18 protein-coding genes are annotated in these 15,860 nt (G+C 66.4%); 11 read left to right on the top strand and 7 right to left on the bottom strand.

Translation table 11 applies throughout. The annotated features are described in order from the left end of the window. Window positions 1-101: 101 nt before the first annotated feature. On the top strand, window positions 102-578 hold the full coding sequence (locus tag C7C56_RS03605; RefSeq protein ID WP_106756127.1) for a disulfide bond formation protein B: 477 nt from the start codon (window positions 102-104) through the stop codon (window positions 576-578). A 65-nt stretch (window positions 579-643) separates the two neighbouring features. On the opposite strand, the gene C7C56_RS03600 is transcribed toward C7C56_RS03605, so the two are convergent. Further along, on the bottom strand, window positions 644-1,846 hold the full coding sequence (locus tag C7C56_RS03600; RefSeq protein ID WP_106756130.1) for a class I SAM-dependent methyltransferase: 1,203 nt from the start codon (window positions 1,844-1,846) through the stop codon (window positions 644-646). Window positions 1,847-1,920: 74 nt separating this feature from the next. After that, complete coding sequence (gene pdxH / locus C7C56_RS03595) at window positions 1,921-3,129, bottom strand: pyridoxamine 5'-phosphate oxidase (protein ID WP_106756126.1); 1,209 nt, start codon at window positions 3,127-3,129, stop codon at window positions 1,921-1,923. Window positions 3,130-3,209: 80 nt separating this feature from the next. Here pdxH and tcdA point away from each other — a divergent pair, with 80 nt between their 5' ends. From tcdA to cysK, 3 genes are read left to right on the top strand one after another with little or no spacing between them, the layout of a single operon-like run. Next, window positions 3,210-4,085, top strand: a complete 876-nt coding sequence (gene tcdA / locus C7C56_RS03590) for a tRNA cyclic N6-threonylcarbamoyladenosine(37) synthase TcdA (protein ID WP_106756125.1) — start codon at window positions 3,210-3,212, stop codon at window positions 4,083-4,085. 60 nt (window positions 4,086-4,145) lie between these two features. Further along, entirely contained in the window at window positions 4,146-4,658 is a 513-nt protein-coding gene (locus C7C56_RS03585) for an FKBP-type peptidyl-prolyl cis-trans isomerase (protein WP_106756124.1), read from the top strand. A gap of 42 nt (window positions 4,659-4,700) precedes the next feature. Then, window positions 4,701-5,630 (top strand): cysteine synthase A, encoded by a 930-nt coding sequence (gene cysK / locus C7C56_RS03580; protein WP_106756123.1) that lies wholly within the window; start codon window positions 4,701-4,703, stop codon window positions 5,628-5,630. Window positions 5,631-5,694: 64 nt separating this feature from the next. Here cysK and C7C56_RS03575 read toward each other — a convergent pair whose 3' ends face one another. Both C7C56_RS03575 and C7C56_RS03570 read right to left on the bottom strand, forming a co-directional pair. Then, window positions 5,695-6,813 carry a cation diffusion facilitator family transporter gene (locus C7C56_RS03575; protein ID WP_106756122.1) on the bottom strand — a complete coding sequence of 373 codons (1,119 nt, stop codon included), beginning with the start codon at window positions 6,811-6,813 and terminating at the stop codon, window positions 5,695-5,697. Continuing rightward, window positions 6,810-7,163 carry an ArsR/SmtB family transcription factor gene (locus tag C7C56_RS03570; RefSeq protein WP_370660176.1) on the bottom strand — a complete coding sequence of 118 codons (354 nt, stop codon included), beginning with the start codon at window positions 7,161-7,163 and terminating at the stop codon, window positions 6,810-6,812. Before C7C56_RS03570 ends, C7C56_RS03575 begins: the two co-directional genes overlap by 4 nt. A gap of 257 nt (window positions 7,164-7,420) precedes the next feature. On the opposite strand from C7C56_RS03570, the gene C7C56_RS03565 reads away from it, so the two are divergent. The 7 genes from C7C56_RS03565 (at window position 7,421) to C7C56_RS03535 (ending at window position 13,659) form a co-directional block, all read left to right on the top strand. Then, entirely contained in the window at window positions 7,421-8,440 is a 1,020-nt protein-coding gene (locus C7C56_RS03565; RefSeq protein ID WP_106756120.1) for an ATP-grasp domain-containing protein, read from the top strand. Then, window positions 8,437-9,630 (top strand): phosphoribosyltransferase domain-containing protein, encoded by a 1,194-nt coding sequence (locus C7C56_RS03560; protein WP_229458023.1) that lies wholly within the window; start codon window positions 8,437-8,439, stop codon window positions 9,628-9,630. Before C7C56_RS03565 ends, C7C56_RS03560 begins: the two co-directional genes overlap by 4 nt. Continuing rightward, window positions 9,608-10,360 carry an HAD family hydrolase gene (locus C7C56_RS03555; RefSeq protein ID WP_106756119.1) on the top strand — a complete coding sequence of 251 codons (753 nt, stop codon included), beginning with the start codon at window positions 9,608-9,610 and terminating at the stop codon, window positions 10,358-10,360. Before C7C56_RS03560 ends, C7C56_RS03555 begins: the two co-directional genes overlap by 23 nt. Then, complete coding sequence (locus C7C56_RS03550; protein ID WP_106756118.1) at window positions 10,357-11,478, top strand: cysteine protease StiP family protein; 1,122 nt, start codon at window positions 10,357-10,359, stop codon at window positions 11,476-11,478. The genes C7C56_RS03555 and C7C56_RS03550 overlap by 4 nt, the downstream gene beginning before the upstream one ends. Further along, window positions 11,468-12,397 (top strand): HpcH/HpaI aldolase/citrate lyase family protein, encoded by a 930-nt coding sequence (locus C7C56_RS03545; protein ID WP_307719017.1) that lies wholly within the window; start codon window positions 11,468-11,470, stop codon window positions 12,395-12,397. Before C7C56_RS03550 ends, C7C56_RS03545 begins: the two co-directional genes overlap by 11 nt. A 15-nt stretch (window positions 12,398-12,412) precedes the next feature. Beyond that, on the top strand, window positions 12,413-12,724 hold the full coding sequence (locus C7C56_RS03540) for a hypothetical protein (protein ID WP_106756117.1): 312 nt from the start codon (window positions 12,413-12,415) through the stop codon (window positions 12,722-12,724). Window positions 12,725-12,927: 203 nt separating this feature from the next. Then, entirely contained in the window at window positions 12,928-13,659 is a 732-nt protein-coding gene (locus C7C56_RS03535) for a DUF481 domain-containing protein (protein WP_229458021.1), read from the top strand. Window positions 13,660-13,724: 65 nt separating this feature from the next. Here the strand turns inward: C7C56_RS03535 and traM are convergent, their stop codons facing one another. From traM to C7C56_RS03520, 3 genes are all read right to left on the bottom strand, one after another. Next, the gene (gene traM, locus C7C56_RS03530) at window positions 13,725-14,225 is read right to left on the bottom strand and encodes a conjugal transfer transcriptional regulator TraM (RefSeq protein WP_106756115.1); all 501 of its coding nucleotides are present in this window, start codon (window positions 14,223-14,225) and stop codon (window positions 13,725-13,727) included. Between the two features lie 5 nt (window positions 14,226-14,230). Beyond that, window positions 14,231-14,959, bottom strand: a complete 729-nt coding sequence (locus tag C7C56_RS03525; RefSeq protein ID WP_106756114.1) for a P-loop NTPase family protein — start codon at window positions 14,957-14,959, stop codon at window positions 14,231-14,233. A 42-nt stretch (window positions 14,960-15,001) separates the two neighbouring features. After that, on the bottom strand, window positions 15,002-15,860 hold an 859-nt coding region (locus C7C56_RS03520; RefSeq protein WP_106756113.1), incomplete at its 5' end, for a metallophosphoesterase family protein.

Below are 15,860 nucleotides of genomic sequence, written 5' to 3'. Positions count from 1 at the left end.
TCTGAATTTTGATGCAATTGCCCTGCGTCCGGAACCCGGTTTGTTACGGCTGGGGCGGCTTTATGCGAAGATCCGTGTTTGTGTTGCCTTGTGGGTCAAAAATGAACTTCAATACGCGTCCCGTTTTACTTGCCGTCGGCTTGGGCTGCTTCGCCCTGATCGGCGCCGCGCTGTACTTGCAGCATGTCGAGAACATGCTGCCCTGCGCACTGTGCGTGATCCAGCGTTACGCTTTCTTCGGGGCGGGCGTGTTTTGCCTGGTCGCGGCCGCGGTCGCCAGGCCCAAGCCATGGGTCGCGCTGGCATTGGCCAGCGCACTGGGCGGTCTTTACACCGCTGGCAGGCATTTGTATGTGCTGGCCAATCCGGGTTTTTCGTGCGGCATCGATCCGACCCAGACCCTGCTAAATAAAATTCCAACCGCGCAGTACCTGCCCTGGCTGTTCAAGTCCGACGGCCTGTGCGAGGATGGCCGCGAAGTGGTGCTTGGCCTGATGATCCCGCAATGGTCGGCGCTTGGCTTGGCGATGGTGGCGGCGCTCCTGCTGTGGGTGCTGCTGCGGCGGCGCCCGGCTTGAAACACTGCCGGCGCCCCGGGCCCGGGCCGCACTCCCGCCACCTGGTGTAAGCGCCGGAGTAAACGCTAGCTGTACATATAGCGCCGCGACCAGGGAATCGTCGCCGGATCGCGCCCCGCCTTGCCGCACACCACCTGGTACAAACCGATCCAATCGTGCTTGAAAGCGTACGCGCAGCCGGCCAGGTAGACATGCCAGATGCGGAAGCGGCGCGGGTCGGTCAGCAGCTTGATCTGCTCGGCGTGCGCCTCGAAGTTTTCGGTCCACAAGGCGCAGGTGCGCGCGTAGTGGCGGCGCAAGTTCTCGACGTCGCGCACCTCCAGCCCCCCCTCCTGCATGGCGCGCACGACCGCGCCCAGGTGCGCCAGTTCGCCGTGCGGAAACACATAGCGCTGGATGAACTTGCCCCCGCCGTACGGCGCGGCGCGGCACTCGACGTCGGTCGTGGTCAGGCCGTGGTTCATGGCCACGCCGTCGGGCGCGAGCAGGGCGTTGATGCGCGCGAAGTAGGCGGGCAGGTTGCGCACGCCGACGTGTTCGAACATGCCCACGCTCGTGATGCGGTCGAACTGGCCGCCCACGTCGCGGTAGTCCTGCAGGCGGATCTCGACCAGGTGCTGCATGCCGGCGCGCTCGACCTGTTCGCGGGCGAGCCGGGTTTGGTTCTCGGACAGGGTGACGCCGACGCAGTGCGCGCCGTAACGCTGGGCCGCGCGGATCACGAGCGTGCCCCAGCCGCAGCCGATGTCGAGCAGGGTGTGGCCCGGCCGCAGTTCGATCTTGTTGAGGATGTGGTCGATTTTTTTGCGCTGCGCCGTGGCCAGGTCCTCGTTGCCGTCCTCGAAGTAGGCGCACGAGTAGACCATGCCCGGGTCGAGCCAGGCGCCGTAGAAATCGTTCGAGACGTCGTAGTGGTAGCGCACGGCGGCCGCGTCGCGCGAACGCGAGCGCCCCAGCCCGGGCAGGCCGAGCCGGAAGCGCCCGTGCCGCTTGAGCGTGGCGCGCGCGAGCGCGTTGACGATGGCGATCATGTCGGCGGCGCGCCCGTGCACTTCGATCGCGCCCTCGACATAGGCCCGGCCCAGGTTATACAGCGAGGGCGAGAGCAGGTAGCGCAGCGCCTGCGCGTTGGGCACGCGGATGGTCACGCGCGGGGTCTCGGCGGAAAAGTCGACCCGCTGACCGTTCCAGAGTTCCACCCTGAGGGGCAGGGAAAGCTTGTTGCGTACGCCCATGCTCCAGGCGTTCAGTCTGAGTTGATTGAACACGCGCACCTCCAGCCGGAATCAGCACAGGCGGGCGTGGCGCCGCGCGCGATGCCGCGCGCGGGGACCCGGCCACCTTACGGTTGCAAACGTTGTCGCGCCCAGCTGCCGTCGGCCTGCAGCAGGTACACGATACGGTCGTGAAAACGCGAACGGCGCCCCTGCCAGAATTCGATGCGCTCGGGCACAAGGCGAAAACCACCCCAGTTCTCGGGGCGCGGCGGCGCATCGCCATACCGCGCGGCCACGGCGTCGTAATTTTGCTCGAGTTCGGCGCGGCTGTCGATCGGCATGCTTTGGGCCGAGGCGATCGCCGCTAGCCGGCTCTTGAGCGGCCTGCTTTGGAAATATTTGTCGCTTTCCTCCGCGGAAGTGCGCTCCACCCTTCCTTCGATCCGGATTTGGCGTTCAAGTTCGCTCCAAAAGAAGAGCAGGGCCGCGTGCGGATTGTGCGCGAGCTGGCGCCCCTTCTGGCTGGCGTAGTTGGTGTACCAGGTGAAGCCGCGCGCGTCGTACTGCTTGATCAACACCACGCGCGAGCTCGGCCGGCCTTCGGCGTCGACCGTGGCCACGCTCATCGCGTTCGGCTCGTTGACCTCGGCCTTGAGCGCCTCCTCGAACCAGGTGTTGAATTGCGCGATCGGGTCGCGCGCGACCTCGGTCTCGCTCAGGCTGGCCTGGCCGTAGTCCTTGCGCAGGCTGGCCAGCGCCTCGCCCGTGGCCGCCGGGGTACCCGCCGCCATCGCGCCGGCGCTGGCGATGCCGCGCCGCTGCTGCATCGCGTTGCCCAGTTGCGCCATCTGCGCCGGGCTCAGGATGCGCAGCGCCATCGGCGCGATCTGGGTTTCCTCGCGCACCATGTGGTCGGCGTAGCGCTGGGCGAAGCGCTGCACCTTGGCCGTCGCCAGCGCGCTCGAGGCGCCGTTGGCGATCGCGCTTAGTTGTTCGTGCAAGTCCTGCCACATCGCCTCCATGTCGGTGTGGTCCTGCAAGATGCCGGGCACCAGCGCGGCCAGCGCGGCCGCGTCCTCGCCCCTGGCCACCGACAGCATCAGCGGAATCAGGTCCTGCTCCTCGTCGGCGTGGTGCAGGTGGGCCGCCTTGTCGAAATAGTTCAGCACCGCGCCGGCCGCCTGCTGGGCCTGGGTGTCGGCGCCGTACAGCGGCAGGTGCGCGTGCAGCTTCTCGATCGTCGCCAATTGCTTGCGGATGCGGTCGTGGCAATGCTTGAGCACGGCGATCGGTTGGTCGAAGCCGGGCGCGGCGTCGGGCAGGGAGTTGGTCATCTGTTGCTTTCGATGGGGCGTGGAGGCCCCATTTTAGAGCATAGCGCGGCGCGCGGCGCCCCGTCCGTTAAAATGGGAAGATGAACTCAATCAATATTTCAAATCTGCCCGACGGGGGGCACGAGGTCGATTTCGAGCGCCGTTTCGGCGGCATCGGACGGCTCTACGGCGCGCGCGCGCTGGCGCGCTTCCGCGCCGCCCACGTGTGCGTGATCGGCGTCGGCGGCGTCGGCTCGTGGATCGTCGAGGCCCTGGCCCGCAGCGCCGTTGGACAACTGACCCTGATCGACCTCGACAACGTCGCCGAATCGAACATCAACCGCCAGATCCAGGCCCACAGCGGCACCATCGGCCAGCCCAAGATCGAGGCCCTGTCCGAACGCATCGCCCAGATCAATCCGTTTTGCAAGGTCAACCTGGTCGAGGACTTCGTCACCCCCGACAACCTGGACCAGATGATCGGCGCGCGCGGCTGCGATTTCGTGGTCGACGCCATCGACAGCGCCAAGGCCAAGGCGGCCGTGATCGCCTTCTGCCGCGCCGCCTCGATCCCCCTGATCACCATCGGCGGCGCCGGCGGCCAGGTCGACCCGACCCGGATCGATGTGCGCGACCTGTCCAAGACGGAGCAGGAGCCGCTCCTCAAAAAGGTGCGCAAGCTGTTGCGCACCGAGTATGGCTTTCCGCGTGGGATCAAGAACAAATTCAATGTCGACGCCGTGTTTTCGATGGAGCCGCTGCAGTATCCGGCCGACTACGCGAGTTGCTCGCTCGACGCCGACGAGCGCGGCGTGACCGGACTCAACTGCGCCGGTTTCGGCTCGAGCGTGGTGGTGACGGCCAGCTTCGGGATGGTGGCCGCGGCCCACCTGCTGCGCAAACTGGCGGCCGGGCCGGCGGCCCCCGCCGCCGCGCTTGACGCCGCCGTTGTGCAGGCGCCGTCGGCCTTGCTATGATAGGCTAGCCTTGCTGCCCGCTAAGATTGATCTAAACCCCTTGAACCAGGAAAACAAAACATGATTCGTCGCGCCCTCCGTGGCTCCCTCTACCTCGCACTGGTTTGCGCCGTCGCCGCGGCGACTGCCCAAGACGCGGCCCAGGCTTCGGCTTCGGCCTCGGCGGCTGCCTCGGCGGCTGCCTCGGGCGGCACCGAAGTCCAGCTGGTGGCGCCGGTCATCGTCGCCGATCCCCTGATCAAAACCGACGTTGTGGTCGGCGGCGGCAAAGAGGCCGAGTCCGGCAGCACCGTGGTCGTCCATTACACCGGCTGGCTCTACAAGCCGATGCTGCTCAAGCAACGCGGCAAGCAATTCGACTCCTCGCGCGAGGCCGGACGCACCCCGTTCGACTTCCGGCTCGGCGCCGGCCAGGTCATCAAGGGGTGGGACCAGGGCGTGGTCGGCATGAAGGTCGGCGGCAAACGCACCCTGATCATTCCGGCGCCCATGGCCTACGGTCCGCGCAGCATGGGTGACATCCCGGCCAACGCCGCCCTGATCTTCGATGTGGAATTGCTCGAAGTTAAGTGACACGCCATTAACGCCACCATCCAACACACCGCGGGGTAGAACATGAGAATCGCAAACGATGTAACCGAGTTGATTGGCAACACACCGCTGGTGCGGATCCGCAAGCTCGCCACCGGCGCCGGCGCCCAGATTGTCGCCAAGCTCGAATTTTACAATCCGGCCCACAGCGTCAAAGACCGCATCGGGCTGGCCATGATCGAAGCGGCCGAGGGCGCCGGCATGATCAAGCCGGGCACCACCATCGTCGAGCCGACCAGCGGCAACACCGGCATCGCGCTGGCCATGGTGTGCGCGGCGCGCGGCTACCGGTGCCTGCTCGTCATGCCCGACACCATGAGCGTCGAGCGGCGCACCCTGCTGCGCGCCTATGGCGCCGAGCTGGTGCTCACGCCCGGCAGCGAAGGCATGCTCGGCGCCATCAAAAAGGCCGAGGAGCTGGTCGCGGGCGATCCCGCCTTTTTCATGCCGCAGCAATTCACCAATCCGGCCAATCCGGCCGTGCACCGCAACACCACGGCCGAGGAGATCTGGCGCGACACCGAGGGCCAGGCCGACATCCTGGTCGCCGGCGTCGGCACCGGCGGCACCATCACCGGCGTGGGCGAGGTCATGAAGGCGCGCAAGCCTGGCTTCCAGGTCATCGCGGTCGAGCCCGACGCTTCGCCCATCTTGTCGAAGGGCGTCAAGGGGCCGCACCCGATCCAGGGCATCGGCGCCGGCTTCGTGCCCCAGGTGCTCAACACCGAAATTTACGACGAGATCATTTGCGTCAAGAACGAGGACGCGTTCGCCACGGCGCGCGCGGCCGCGCGCGAAGAGGGCTTGCTGGTCGGCATATCCTCGGGCGCGGCGCTGTGGGCCGCGGTCGAGGTGGCGCGCCGTCCCGAGAACGAAGGCAAGCTGATCGTCACGATCATCCCCTCGTTCGGCGAGCGCTACCTGAGCACGGCCCTGTTCGCGGGCCTGAGCTAAGCCCCTGCACTAAGTCCCTGCGCCAAGGCCCTGCGGCAAGGGCCTGCACCAGGCAAGCCGCGCCTCAGTGCGCGGCTTCGCCATGCAGGGCGCAGCCGTGCGCGGTGGTGCCTTGCTCGACCTGCAAGGTGGAATGGTGGATCGCGAAATCATTGCGCAGGCGCGCCACGATCGCATCGATGGTGCCGTCTCCCGGGTAGCCGGCCGGCATCACCAGATGGGCGGTCAGCGCGGCCTCGGTCGTGCTCATGGCCCAGATGTGCAGGTCGTGCACTTCGCTCACGCCCGGTAGTTCGCGCAAGAATTGTTCGACCGCCGGCAAGTCCACATTGTCCGGCACGGCGGCCAGCACCATGCGCAGCGACTCGCGCAGCAGCGACCAGGTGCTCACCAAAATCAGCAGCACGATCACGATGCTGAGCGCAGGATCGATCCAGGCCCAGCCGGTCGCCATGATCGCCAGCCCCGACACCACCACCCCCAGTGAAATGAGCGCGTCGGCCGCCATGTGCTGGTAGGCGCCGCGGATATTGATGTCGTCCTTGCTGCCGCGCATGAACAACCATGCCGAGAAGCCATTGATGACGACGCCGATGGCGGCCACGATCGAGACCGTCAAACCGGCCACGGGAGCGGGCTGCGACAGGCGGTGCACCGCCTCCCAGCCGATCGCGCCGCAAGCCATCATCAGCAGCAGCGCGTTGAGCAATGCCGCCAGGATCGACGAGCTGCGCAGGCCGTAGGTGTAGCGCCCGCTCGGCGCGGTGCGCGCCAGCATCGCGGCGCCCCAGGCGAGCACCAGCCCGAGCACGTCGGACAGGTTGTGGCCGGCGTCGGCCATCAGCGCGGTCGAGTTGGCCAGCCAGCCGTAAAAGAATTCGATAAGGACGAACACGCTGTTGAGGCCGATCGCGAGCGCGAACGCGCGCATGTTGCCGTTCGGGTCCAGCGCATGGTGGTGGCCGTGGCCGTGGCTGTGGCCATGGCCGTGCTGGTGGCCATGGTCTGCGCCCGGGGCCGCCGGCTTGGCATGGTGGTCATGCGCGCAAGCGTGCCCGTCGTGGTCGTGGGCATCGTGCTCGTGCCCGCCGTGGGCGTGATTCGCGTGGGCGTCACTTGCTTGTTCGTGACTCGCGTGTTCGTGTTGCTCATGTTGGTGTTGCGCGTGTTCGGGTCGGGTCATTGCTCCACTCCTTGATCGAGGCCCGCCTGCGGTTCGGCGACATGTTCGAGCATGTCCGCCAGCACGCCCGTGATATGCGCATCGGCGGCCGTGTAAAAAACCTGCTTGCCCTGGCGCTCGGCCTTGACGATGCGCGCCGCGCGCAACAGGCGCAAATGGTGGCTCACGAGCGAGCTGCTCAATTGCAGGGCGGCGGCGATGTCTCCCACCGCGATCGGCTCGGGCAGGCAGGCGAGCACGATGCGCAGCCTGGTCGGGTCGCCGAGCAGATGGAACAAATCGGCCAGCTGGGCCACGGAAGGGTCGTCGGCGCGTGTCATCATGATAATAATATGTGAATAAGTGTTCATATGTTAGTCCATGCCCGGGCGAAACACAAGCAAACCCGTCCGCACAATTGCGCGGATGAGATTGCCAACCTGCCTACAGGTATAATCCGTGCTGCCGGTTTTTTCATGGAACCTCCGCGGTAAAGATTTGTCGCCGGACCAAGCAAGCCTGCCTTGCACGGTCCGCAGCACCGACCAGTCCCGCGTTCCAGTACCGGCCCCCCGCTGTTGTTGCGCGATTTGCTCGAACGAATACCCTTTCACCCTAAAAAGACTATATGCGCGTCTGGTTCAATAAAACGTTTTCGTCTGTTTTCGCCGCAATCCGCCTGATCCGCGAGGCCGATGCCGCGGGCGAGTACGAGATTTTTCACACGCACACAAGCACCGACGCCCGTCCCGGCATCGGCGCCCACCACTTCGCGCCCGAGCCAAAGGGCCTGAGCGGCGAGAATTACCTCGAATGGTGCCTCGGCTTTTGCCAGAGCAACGACATCGGCATTTTCATCCCCGGCAAGGAGGCCGCGCTGATCAGCGGCGCGCGCGCCCGCTTCGCCGAGATCGGCACCCGTGTGCTGTCGGCCGGCACGCCCGAAACGCTGGCGCTGCTGCACGACAAGGCCCGTTTCTGCGACACCGTCGACCTGCCCGGCGCCGCGCCGGCCCAGTTCCGCGTGTTCGAAAACCTGGCCCAATTCGACGAAGCGTATGCCGAGCTCAGCAAACTGCACCCGATCCTGTGCGTCAAGCCGTCCGAGGGCGTGTACGCGCTCGGCTTCGCCGTGCTCGACATGAAGCGCAACAGCACCCAGTTGCTGCTCGACGGCGCCATGTACCGGATCGGCTTCGACGATTTCCGCCGCGGCCTCGGGGAGCAGGGGAGCTGCCGCCCGATGCTGCTGATGGAATTTCTCGGCGGCGCCGAATACAGCGTCGATTGCGTGGCCGACAACGGCACGCTGGTGTGCGCCGTGGCGCGCAAGAAATCGGTCGACGGCAGCGCCGGCCAGACCATCGTCGACGATCCGCTGCTCAAGGAATCGACGGCCAGACTGGCGCGCGCTTACGGACTGAACGGCAACTTCAACGTGCAGTTCCGCGAAGCCGACGGCAAGCCGCGCCTGCTCGAGATCAACCCGCGCATGTCGGGCGGCATCGCCATGGCCTGCCTGGCCGGCCCCAACTTGCCCTACCTCGCGCTGCGCGGCTTCGACCGCGGCTTCGACGGCCTGGCGGTGCCGGCCATCCGCGCCGGCATCCGTGTCGGCGACATCTCCACCGCGGTGGAATACGCATGAGCGCGGTGATGGTGGCGCAGGCGCAGCCAGTGCGGCAGGTGCAGCATGTCGAGATGCCGACCGGCACGCTCACGCTCACATCCGAGGCGGGCCCGTTCGCGGCCGACAGCCTGCTCGGCTTCGCCGCGCGCGCCAACGTCAAGCGCGGCTTTTTATTCCTGAGCAAGGCGCTCGGCAAGCACTGGCCGGTGCGTCCGGCCTTGATGCAGCGGGTGCACGGGGTGCTGGCCGCCAGCGTGCCGCCCGGCCTGCCCGGGCCGGTGGTGTTCATCGCCATGGCCGAGACCGCCGTCGGCCTGGGCCAGGGCGTGTTCGAGGCCTGGTTGGCCGCCAACCCGGATCGCGAAGGCTTGTTCATCCACACCTCGCGCTACCGCGTCGGCAATGCGCCGCTGATCGAATTTGCCGAGGCGCACAGCCACGCGCCGCGCCAGTTCCTGCACCTGCCCGACGACCCGGCCATGCGCGCGATGCTGCAGGGCGCGCGCTCGCTGGTGCTGGTCGACGACGAGGCCAGCACCGGCAACACCTTCCTGAACCTGGTGGCGGCCTGCCGCACGCTGAGCCTTGATGTCGCCCATGTGCACCTGTGCACGATCACCAACTTCATGGGCGCCGAAGCCACCGCGGCGCTGAGCGGGCGTTTCGGCCTGCCCGTGACCATGGGCGCCGCCCTCAACGGCAGCTACACCTTCGCCGCCGGCGAGATGGCCGAGGCCGCGCCGGCGCAGCGCTTCGACCCCGACGCCGAGCGCGGCGCGAGCCCGTGCTTTGGCCGCATGGGCCTGCGTTCGGCGCTGGCCGACCCGTCCGCGCTGGCCGAACGCCTGGCCGCGCAGGTCGGCGCGTGCGAGCGCGTGCTGGTGCTGGGCACGGGCGAATTCATGCATCCCTCGTTCATGCTCGGGCGCGCGCTCGAGCAACGCGGCGTCGATGTGATGGTGCAGTCGACCACGCGCTCGCCGATATTGACGTGGGGCGCGGTCGGCCACGCGCTCAGCTTCCCAGACAACTACGGCGAAGGGATCGCCAACTTCATCTACAACGTCGCACCCGGCCAATACGAGCATGTTTTCATCTGCCACGAAACGCCGGCCGGCGACGCCTTGCACCAACTCGCGCGCAGCCTGCACGCGCGCCTTTTCCATTTTCAGTCAGAGACCCGCATTGAAGAAATTCCTGTTTGTTGATTTGGACGACACCCTGTTCCAAAGTTCCGGCAAGTGTGGCCCGGAGGAGGAACTGCATCCGGCAGCCTTCCTCAAGGACGGCGTCGCCTGCTCGTACACCACCGCGCGCCAGCGCGCCTTTCTGGCCATGGCGCAGCGCGAGATGACCCTGATCCCGGCGACCGCGCGCAACCGCGACGCCTTCGGCCGGGTCGGCATCACGTTCAGCGACTACGTCATCGTCGACTACGGCGGGGTGGTGCTCGCGCCCGGCGGCGAGCCCGATGAATTCTGGCTCGCCAAGATGCGCGCCGCGATGGCCGCCGCGCTGCCCGGCCTCGAGCGGATCCGCGACCTGATCGACGCCTACGCCGAAAGCAGCGGCCTGGGCGGCAAGGCCCGCATCATCGAAGACTACGGCGTGCCGTTCTACGTGGTGCGCAAGGACCCCGAAAAGCGCTCCGAGCCGCTCGAGCAGATCGAACGCGAGGTCGTCGCGCCGTGGATCGCGGGCGAGGGGAGGGAGTTCTTCATCCACCGCAACGGCAACAACCTGGCGATCCTGCCCAAGACACTCAACAAGGCGCACGCGGTCGAGTACGTGCGCGCGCGCCTGACCGAGGAGCATGGCCAGATCGTCACCTTCGGCATGGGCGACAGCGCCTCCGACGCGCGCTTCATGAGCGCCTGCGACTACGCGATCGTGCCGAGTGGCACCCAACTGGCGAAAATGACGGTGGCGGCGCTATGAGCACGACCGTGAGCGCGGCCGGCTTCAGCGGCAGCTACCGCAGCGACGACGTGTGCTTCCTGCTCAAGCGGCTCGCGCTCGAATCGTTCACCGCGTTCGCCTCCGTGGCCGACAAGGAGGAATTGATCCAGCGCGGCAAGCGCCACTACAGCGAAATGCTCTCGCCCGAGAGCCTGCCGTCGGCGCGCTACCTGGACGTGTTCCGCGACGCCGTGCGCACAAATCTGGCGCAGATGGCGGGCGACTGCCTGGCGCTGGCCGCGCTGATCCACGCGCGCCGCGGCGAGTCGGTCACGCTGGTGTCGCTCGCGCGCGCCGGCACGCCGGTCGGCGTGATCCTCAAGCATGTGCTCGCGCGCGTGTTCGGGCGCGCCAGCGCGCACTATTCTGTCTCGATCATCCGCGACCGCGGCATCGACGCGGTGGCCCTGCGCCATATATTGGCCCAGGGCCACAGCGCCGAATCGATCGTCTTCATCGACGGCTGGACCGGCAAGGGCGTGATCTCGCGCGAGCTGGCGCACACTGTCGCCCAGTTCAACGCCGAGCACGGCGTGAACATCGACAGCGGCCTGTACGTGCTCTCGGACCTGGCCGGCAGCGCCGCCTGCGCCGCCTCGTGCGCCGACTACCTGATCCCGTCGAGCATCCTCAACGCGACCGTGTCGGGCCTGGTCAGCCGCTCGATCCTCAACGAGCAGATCGGCGAAGGCGACTTCCATGGCTGCGTCTACTACGCGCAGTTCGAGCCGCAGGACCAGTCGCGCCGGTTCGCCGACGAGGTCGTCGAAGCGGCCGTCGCGCTGGCCGCGGCCGGCGGCGTCCCCGCCGCGCAGGCGGTCGACCGCGCCGGCGCGCTGGCGGTGTCGAGCGCGTACATGCGCGGCGCCATGGAGCGCTACTGCATCGGCGACGCCAACCTCATCAAGCCGGGCATCGGCGAGGCCACCCGTGTTCTATTGCGGCGCGTGCCGCGTTTGCTCATCTTGCGTGACCCGGATGCACCCGACGTCGCGCATCTGAAAGTGTTGGCGGCGGAAAAAAATGTCCCGATCGCCGTGGAAGTGGACCTGCCCTACCAGGCGGTCTCGTTAATAAGGACTGCGAATGATGCTTAACGGCCAACTTCTCGGCGCGACCCTGTACGTGCCCGCCACCCACCAGGACCTGCTGCCAATCGCCAACCGGGCCAAGCTTGGCCACCTGCGCTCGGTGATTTTCTGCACCGAGGACGCGGTCGCCGAACGCGAGCTCGAGGAGGCGCTGCTGAACCTGTCGCTGACGCTGGCGCGCATGAACACGGGCGGCCCGCTGCAGCGCTTCGTGCGCGTGCGCAACCTCGAGGTCATGGAACGGGTGCTGGCGATGCCGGGCGCCGACAAGCTGGCCGGCTTCGTGCTGCCCAAGCTGACGCGCCACAACCTGCCATCGTACTGGCGCCTGGTGCGCGACACCGCGCATCTGCTGATGCCGACGCTCGAGACGGTCGACGTTTTCAACGAAACCGAGATGCAACTGCTGCGCGTGGCGCTCGAGGAGCCGGGCGTGCGCCAGCGCATCCTCGCGCTGCGTATCGGCGGCAACGACCTGTTCGCCTTGCTGGGTATGCGCCGTCCGCGCGGCATGACCATCTACCGCACGCCGCTTGGCCCGCTGATCGCGCGCCTCGTGACGACCTTCATGCCATATGGCTTCGCGCTGACATCGCCCGTGTTCGAGTACCTCGACAATCCGGCGCTGCTCGACTTGGAGGTCACCGAAGACCTCGCGCACGGCATGATCGGCAAGACCGCGATCCACCCCGACCAGATCCCGCTGATCGAGCGCCACTACCAGGTCAACCAGACCGACATCGAGGTGGCCACGCGCATCATGGATGTGGCCAGCCCCGCCGTGTTCCGCATGGACCAGGCGATGTGCGAGGTGGCGACCCACATGCCGTGGGCGCGCGCGATCATGGAACGGGCGAGCTTGTATGGCGTGGCGGAGGCGGCGCCGGCGCCGCGCGCGCATCCGGCGAACTTGCATATCGTTTAGGACTGTGGGGTAGCGATGAATCTATACGAAGCCATCCGTTGGGGCAACGACGGCGACGATCCATTGACGGGTGGTCCGAATGGACCGGATACGTGTTTGATCGTGCGCGCCGAGACGCCCGAGCAGGCATCGATCCTGGCCGACGCCGAGCTCGCCGCGCTGCGTGCCGGTTGGACCAGCGCGCTTTACCTGCTGGGACAGGATCTGGGATCGGACAGCACGCCGAGGGTGTTGCGGGGTCCTTACATCCAGAGCGCCTACTGCCACGGCTGGCGGCAATGGCAGCGCCAGTCGCGCACCGATCCATGGACTGAGCAAGTCAAATAAGATTTGGACTTCGTCCGGTCGCGCAAAGGTCAAAAAAGTCCGGATGACAGACATTACTAAAAAACGTAATGCCAATAAATCATTAAGCTGACCGGTGGTTGCTAGGCCATGTGATATGGTTACAGGCGCCCGCCCACGACCAAATTCGGCAAGTTCAATCCCTCGCCTTTCTCCGAGAAAATATGCGATCAAGCTCCTCCTTCATGCTGGCCACCGCCCTGGCCGCCTTCTCCGCGTCAAGTCTTGCCGCCGAAAATATCGCGCCCTCCAGTTGGAACACCTCCGCGGAACTGGGCGCCATCGCCACCACGGGAAACACGGAAGGCGCCTCCGTCACCGGAAAGATCGATGCCCGGCAGGAGCTGGAGAATTGGAGCAACCAGTACATCCTCACGGGCTATTTCAAGGAAGACAAACGGACCTCGGCCAACGGTCAAGCCAAGCGTGTCCGCTCGGCCCAACGGGTCTTGGCGTCGGCCAAGGCGGCCTATAAATTGATGGAGGACGGCAAGAAGCTATTCGTGCTCGGCACCCACGTGGAGGATCGCTTCGGCGCCTACACCGAATACAACACGATTGCGTTCGGCCACAGCAACCGCATGTACAAGAAGCATGACAACGTCTTCGAGCTGGAGGTGGGGCCGGGTTACTTCAGCGGGACGCGCGCCACCGGCGCCACCGAAAGCGGCTTCACCATCCGCGGGGCGGCGGCGCTGCGCTGGCGGCTGAGTCCATCGGCAATGTTCACGCATACCTCGAGCGTCGAGCGCAGCACGTCGAACGTGCACTCGAGCGCCGAAGCGTCCCTGAGCACGAAGATCAATGGAACCATGCAAATGAAGGCGTCGGTCGTTGCGCGCAATGACACGAATGTGCCAAAAGGCAAGGAGAACACTGACACGCAGACGTCAGTGACCCTGATCTATTCATTTTGATCCCGGGCGCGCAGGGCCGGAATCGTCAACTGGTACGGCCTTGCTTGTTCGCTGTCGGAACTTAATTACGGTTTTTGCATTTCCGCATCGATCAGCGCCCGTGTTTTCGGGTCGAGTTTTTGCACGATGCCGGCCAGCTTCTCGCCGTCATGAATGCTGGCGCTTTGCGCCGGCGTCAGTCCCGCGGCCGGCTTGAAAAAAATCGCCTGGCCCGCCAGCACGAACAAGGCGGTCAGCGCCGCCGTGCCGGCAGCAAGCGCAAGCGCGCGCCTGTCCGACAAGCCCGGGCTTGTTGAACCCTGCCCGCCGCTGACGGCCGGGCGCGCAGCCGGAACCGTCCGCGTCCCCCCGGCGGCCACAAAACGGCACCCCGCGCCGCCCTCCTGCAACAACTGCGCCTGCTCCGCCAACGCCTCGGTGGCCTCGTCGAGCAAGGCCACATGGCGCCCGACCGCTTCTTCGAGCACCGCCTCGTTGAGCGCGACGAGCGCGAAGATCGGGTCGTCGACATCGATCCGGACGCCGGTCTTGTCGAACACCAGGCTGCGCAGTTTTTGCTGGTCCATGAGACTTACCAGGTGACTTTGTCGAGTTGTTCGAACAGGTCGCGGAACACGACCTTGATGCGCTGCTTTTCCATGACGTTGAACTTGTCGCTCTCGCGCACCTCGTTGGCCGTCATGCGCGCCGTGTTCATCTTTTTGATGTCGGCGCCGAAGGTGTCGGCGTTGCGCTGGGTCAGCACCACGCGCCCGCACACGCGCGCGGCGTGGTCGGCGTAGGTCTGCGACTCGGTGAACAGTTTGCCGCTGGCCGACTTGAGCAGGCCGAAGTGCTCGTTCTCCCACAGCACCAGCGGCACCTTGGTCGCCTTCGCGGTCGAGACGAATCCCATCGCCGTGTCGTGCAGGGTGTCGCCGCCGCCGACGATGACGTGGATGTAGACCTTGCGGCCCGATTCCTCGAGCAGCGAAAAACAGTCGTTCTCGATCAGGTAGCCCATCAACGGCGAGAACGTGTTGGCGCCGTTGTCGATGACGCAGTTGCCGTCCTCCTCGAGCAGGTCGATCATCAGCGCGTCGAAGCGCTTGGGGTCGATGTTGCGCTCGTCCGTCATGACCTGCACGTGCTTGACGTCCATCGCCTTGTAGCGCGAGAAGGTGGCGTTCTCCTGGTCCGTGTCGTAGCAGCGCAGCGGCCGCTCGTCCCTGGGCGCGAGCCATTGCCCGAGGATGGTCGAGACCAGCGTCTTGCCGATGCCGCCCTTGCCCTGCAAGATGAAATGAACCGTGTTGTGCATGTGACTCCGGAAAACCGTATAAGTGATTTGAATCGAATGAATCTAGTGGCAACTGCCCTTGCCCTGGTCCGGCTCGGGCCCGTGGGGAAAGCCGTCATACGACGCTTCGAGCAACTCCCATTCATAGCCGTCGTCCCGCAGGCGCAATCTGAGCACCCCGGTGCGGCTGGCGTCGCGCCTCTCGCTGTTGGCCAGCGGCAGCAGGAACGGCGTGCGGTACGCGCCGCCCATGCCCGCGACGAACTGGCGCACGCCGCGCGTCCGGTCGAGCTTGCCGTGGGCGTCCTGCGGCGCGAAGCGCTCGTAGTCGTGGTCGTGCGCCGATAAAACGATCTCGGCGCCGTGCCGGTGCAGCAGCTCCCATTCCGCGCGCATGGCGCCTAGGCTTCCATGGACGCCTGAACTATACAGCGGGTGGTGCCAGAAGGCGAGGGTGCAGCGCGAGGGATCGCGCGCCAGCTCCGCGCGCAGCCAGTCGAGCTGGGCCGCCTTGGCCGGCCCGGCCAGGTTGCTGTCGAGCGAGTACAGGCGCCAGTTGCCCAGCGCTAAGCTATAGTGGCCGGGACCGGCCGCCGCGCCGAAGTAGTCGAAATACCCGCGCGCGCCCGGCGAGATGTATTCGTGGTTGCCGGGGGCCGGATGGGTGCGCTCCTTGAAGCGGCCCCAGGTCGGGCCGAAGCAGGTGTTGAACAGCGCCTCGGTGCCGCCCCCGTAGACGATGTCGCCCAGCAGCAGCACGCGCGCCCGCGGCTCGTGCGCGAGCCGGCCGGCGACCAGGTCGGCCGTGGCGGCCGCGCCCGAATGGCGCGCGTCGCGCCCGTGGCAACTGGCGATGTCGCCGGCCGCGTAGACCACGTGCCCCGGCCCGGCGGCCTGCGCGGCGCCGGCGTCGTGCGCCAGG

It is taken from the genome of Massilia glaciei (genome assembly GCF_003011895.2).
Taxonomy (GTDB): domain Bacteria; phylum Pseudomonadota; class Gammaproteobacteria; order Burkholderiales; family Burkholderiaceae_D; genus Telluria_A; species Telluria_A glaciei.
Note: the sequence above shows the minus strand (reverse complement) of the source record. Positions and strands in the feature narration are given on the sequence as shown.